This window comes from Streptomyces sp. MnatMP-M17, assembly GCF_900091995.1.
In the GTDB taxonomy this organism is placed as follows: Bacteria; Actinomycetota; Actinomycetes; order Streptomycetales; family Streptomycetaceae; genus Streptomyces.
Genome location: NZ_FMDK01000132.1, coordinates 1 through 4,433, shown reverse-complemented (window position 1 = coordinate 4,433; position 4,433 = coordinate 1). Strand labels below are relative to the sequence as shown.

Here is a 4,433-nt window from a genome sequence, read left to right as displayed (position 1 = left end):
CGCGCGGGCGCTCGCCGACCGCTGGCCGACGCCGGGGCCGCGGGCGCTGGGCGAGGTGCTGGTCGCCGCGCTCGTACCGATGGCGCAGCTCCCGCCGCGCGGGCTCTGGCGGACGAAGGCAGGTGTGCGCAACGTCCCGCTCTCGTCCTGGCTGGGCCGCGAGATCGATCCGCCGTCCCCGGACGGCTCCGATCCCGTAGGTCAGGCGCTGGTACGGCGCTATCTGGCCGCGTTCGGCCCGGCCGCCTCGGCCGATCTGCGCGCCTGGTGCGGCCTCGCCGGGCTGCCGGCCGCGGTCGCCGCGATACGCGAGGAGCTGGTCACCTTCCGCGACGAGTACGGCCGCGAGCTGCTCGACCTGCCCGGCGCACCGCGTCCCGATCCGGACACACCCGCGCCGGTGCGGTTCCTGCCGGCGTTCGACAACGCGATCCTCGGCTACCACGACCGCGGCCGGATCATCGACGATGCCCATCGCGGGCTGTCGGTCGCCGGCGCCCGCGTCGTCCTGGTCGACGGCCGGGTGGCCGCGACCTGGACCGTCAAGGACGGCACCGTGACGGTCACTCCGCTGCGCCGCTTCTCCCGGGCCGACCGCACCGCCGTCGCCGAGCAGGGCCGGGCGCTGGCGTCGTTTCTCGCCGACGACGCCGACGACGACAGCCACCGCGTGCGGATCGCCGCGTCTCCGGGCTGAGCACAACACCGGCGAGGCGCCTCGTACGTGCTCGTACGTGCCCGGCTCCACGCGTGCCGACCTCGGCCGTCAACCTCCCGCCAGCACCACACCCGACTCCGGCGGCAGGTGCAGCACACCGTTCTCGTCCGGCGGTCCGACCGGCTCCCACGCGGCGAGCACCCGGCCGCCGCCGTCGTGGGGCCGGCTGCCGCCCAGCGGGATCCGTACCGGTTCGCCGGAGAGGTTCACCGCGATCCGCAGATCGCCTCTGCGGTACGCCAGCCAGCGCGCCTCCTCGTCGTACGCCACCTTCGTGCCGGCCAGATCCGGATCGGAGAGATCCGGCTGGCCGTGGCGCAGGGCGATCAGTTCGCGGTACCAGGCGAGCAGCCGCGCGTGCGGCTCCTTCCCGGTCTCGGAACGGTCCAGACAGGAGCGCTCCCGTGTCGCCGGATCCTGCGGGTCCGGGATCTCCTCCGCCGCCCAGCCGTGCGACGCGAACTCCCGCCGCCGGCCCGTCCGTACGGCCTCGGCGAGCACCGGGTCCGGATGGTCGGTGAAGAACTGCCAGGGCGTGGAGGCGCCCCACTCCTCGCCCATGAAGAGCATCGGAGTGCTCGGAGCGGTCAGCACGATCAGCGCGGCACAGGCCAGCAGGCCGGGCGGGAGAGTGGCGGAGAGCCGGTCGCCGAGCGCGCGGTTGCCGATCTGGTCATGGGTCTGCGCGTAACCGAGGAAGCGGTGCGCGGGCGTTCTCGTACGGTCGACCGGGCGGCCATGGGTCCGGCCACGGAAGCTCGAATACGTACCGTCATGGAAGAAGACCCGGCTGAGTGTCTTGGCGAGCGAGGCGAGCGGCTCCCGGGCGAAGTCCGCGTAGTAGCCCTGGGATTCACCGGTGAGCGCGGTGTGCAGGGCGTGGTGGAAGTCGTCGTTCCACTGGGCGTGCACACCGAGGCCGCCCTCCGCGCGCGGAGTGGTCGTACGAGGATCGCCGAGGTCGGACTCGGCGATCAGGAAGAGCGGCCGGCCCAGATCGGCGGAGAGCGCGTCGACGGCCGCGGACAACTCTTCGAGGAAGGTCAGCGCGCGGCGGTCGGCGAGGGCGTGCACCGCGTCGAGCCGCAGCCCGTCGAGCCGGAAGTCCCGCAGCCAGGCCAGCGCGCTGCCCAGGAGATACGCCCGTACCTCGTCGGAACCGGGAGCGTCGAGATTGACCGCGGCGCCCCAGGGCGTGTGGTGCGTGTCGGTGAAGTACGGGCCGAAGCGCGGCAGATGGTTGCCGGACGGGCCGAGATGGTTGTGCACCACGTCGAGTACGACACCGAGGCCCAGACCGTGTGCCGTGTCGACAAAGCGCTTGAGCGCCTCCGGGCCGCCGTACGGCTCATGGACCGCCCACAGCGACACTCCCTCGTATCCCCAGCCATGGGTCCCGGGGAACGGGCACACCGGCATCAGCTCGACATGGGTGATCCCGAGCTCGGCCAGTGGCGCCAGCTGGCCGGCCGCCGCGTCGAAGGTGCCCTCGCGGGTGAACGTGCCGATGTGCAGCTCGTACAGGACCGCGCCGGGCAGTTCGCGGCCCTGCCACGAGGTGCGCCACTCGTACGCGGCCTGGTCGACGACGGCGCTCGTGCCGTCGGGCCCGTCCGGCTGGCGGCGGGAGCGGGGATCGGGGAGTACGGGGCCGCCGTCGAGCGTGAAGCCGTACCGCGCGCCGTCGGCGGCCGGCGCCTCGGCGGTCCACCAGCCGTCGCGCTCCGGGTCCCGGGCCATGGGCAGCTCGGTGTCCGCCAGCCGGAGTGCGACCCGCTCCTTCGCCAGTGGTGCCCATACCTCGAACTGCACGAGCGGTTCCCCCTCGTCGTCAGGCCGGCTGCCGCGGCCTTTCGGCTGTCCCCCTCATGGTCGCAAGAGAGACGGCCCGGGGCCCGGTGATCGAGGCGAATCGAGTGGAGGAGCGGTGGAGCCTCGGTGGAGACACCTGGTGGAGACGGACCCGGTCCGCCGCTCCGGGTGGGGGAGGGAGCGACGGACCGGGCCGGTGCGGGAACCGTACGAGCCGTACGAGCGGCCGTGCGAGCCGGCCGTACGGGCCTGGCGGGCCCGTGCGTACGGGATCGGCGGCTACGGGATCAGTGGACCGAGCAGGGCGCCGTGGCGGCGGTGTCCGGCGGTCCTCCCGAGGCGACATAACTGAAGGTCGTGGAGGCTCCCACTGCCAGCGAGCCGTTCCAGTCGGCGTTATGGACCATGACCTCCTGTCCTCCATAGGTGGCGGTGCCGTTCCAGAGGCTGTCGACCTTCTGGCCGGTGGGCAGCGCGAACTCGACCATCCAGCCGAGGATCGCGTTGGTGCCGGTGTTCTTCACCGTGATCTCGGCCTGGTAGCCGCCGGCCCAGGAGTTGGTGATCTTCCTGGTCGCGGTGCAGGTGGCCGTCGGGTCGGTGGGCGGATCGGTCGGAGGCGTGGTGCCGGGTTCACCGACGCCGGTCACCTCGCCGTTGCCGCCGTCGAAGACCACGTCGGAGCAGCTGTAGAAGGTCTCATTGCTGTCCGAGCGCTGCCAGACCATATAGATGATGTGACGGCCGGTCTTGCCGCCGGGCAGGTTGCCGCTCCACTTGTACGCGCCGTCCACGGTGCCGACGGTGCCGGTGACCGCCGGGTGGTCGACGGTCAGGAACGGCTGTGCCTCCAGATCGTCCCAGGTGAAGGTTTTGGTCGGGTCGAAGCCGTCCTTGGTGACATAGACATAGAACCAACCCGGGTGCGCCGCCCACGCGTTGTACGAGAAGTCGAGCCGCGCGCCGGAGGTGAGATGGGTGAGCGGCCAGTCGTTCCTGGCCTGGTTGAAGCCGGAGAACGTGGTGTTGCCGCCGCTGCAGAGCTGACCGTCGGGGATGAATCCCTTGGTCCGCCCGGCGCCGTCGGAGCGCAGCACGGAGAACCAGTTGTAGAGCGGAGTCGTGCCGCTCTCCGCGACGGCGGCCTTGCAGGCCGGATTGACGGGCTTGATCTCACCGGTGCTGGTGAGCCCGTCCCGCCAGCACATGAAGGTACGGCTGGCGGGCTTCATCGGCGTGCCGTGGGCGGTGGAGGTCCCGCTGCCGCCGACGATCAGCAGAAGGGCGGGAAGGACGGCGAGCAGGGCGAGCAGTACGGCTCTGCGCGGAGGTGACAACCACAGTGGGGGGCGAGTCATCGCACGAGGTCCCTTCGGCGTGATCATGACAAGCGAATGTGACTGGGAGCGCTCCCAATTCGGAACGTAGCGCCGGTGGGTGGTTCTGTAAACGCCTTGCGACAGGAAATTCCGGGCGTCGGCCGGAACGGCGGATACGGAGTCTCCGCCTCCGCCGCCTCCGTCAGGTCCGCCCCTCGTAACGGTCGTAACGACGCACGTAACGGAGGACCGCGGGGCGCCCGTTCCGTCTGGACACCTCAGGGCCGTCCGACGGACAATCACACATGTGACGTCCTCCTTCGAGTTCCACACGTATCCCGCACGGCTCTCCGACGCCGAGCGCGACCGTGTCCTCGCGGTGCTCAGGGAAGGCGCGGCGCAGGGCATGCTCTCGCACGACACCTTTCTGCGCCGGATGGATCTCGCGCTGTCCGCCCGGCGGGCCGATGAGCTGAAGCTGCTCACCGCGGATCTGGAGATCGAAAGCCCGTGGTCACGGCGGCTGTTCGGCGCGGTGAGCCGGGCGTCCGCGTTCTCCGTACGGCTGCGCAGGGCCTGGCAGG

At 71.3% G+C, this 4,433-nt stretch carries 4 protein-coding genes; 2 read left to right on the top strand and 2 right to left on the bottom strand.

Annotated elements, in window-relative coordinates; genetic code table 11:
* A partial coding sequence (locus tag GA0115259_RS07015; protein ID WP_141716473.1) for a DNA glycosylase AlkZ-like family protein occupies positions 1-697 on the top strand: 697 nt, incomplete at its 5' end.
* Positions 698-766: 69 nt separating this feature from the next.
* Here the strand turns inward: GA0115259_RS07015 and treZ are convergent.
* Positions 767-2,530, bottom strand: coding sequence for a malto-oligosyltrehalose trehalohydrolase (treZ, locus tag GA0115259_RS07010; RefSeq protein WP_093592423.1), 1,764 nt, complete (start codon positions 2,528-2,530; stop codon positions 767-769).
* A gap of 287 nt (positions 2,531-2,817) precedes the next feature.
* Positions 2,818-3,888 carry a lytic polysaccharide monooxygenase auxiliary activity family 9 protein gene (locus GA0115259_RS07005; protein ID WP_093592420.1) on the bottom strand — a complete coding sequence of 357 codons (1,071 nt, stop codon included), beginning with the start codon at positions 3,886-3,888 and terminating at the stop codon, positions 2,818-2,820.
* A gap of 268 nt (positions 3,889-4,156) precedes the next feature.
* On the opposite strand from GA0115259_RS07005, the gene GA0115259_RS07000 reads away from it, so the two are divergent.
* On the top strand, positions 4,157-4,433 hold a 277-nt coding region (locus GA0115259_RS07000; protein WP_141716472.1), incomplete at its 3' end, for a DUF1707 SHOCT-like domain-containing protein.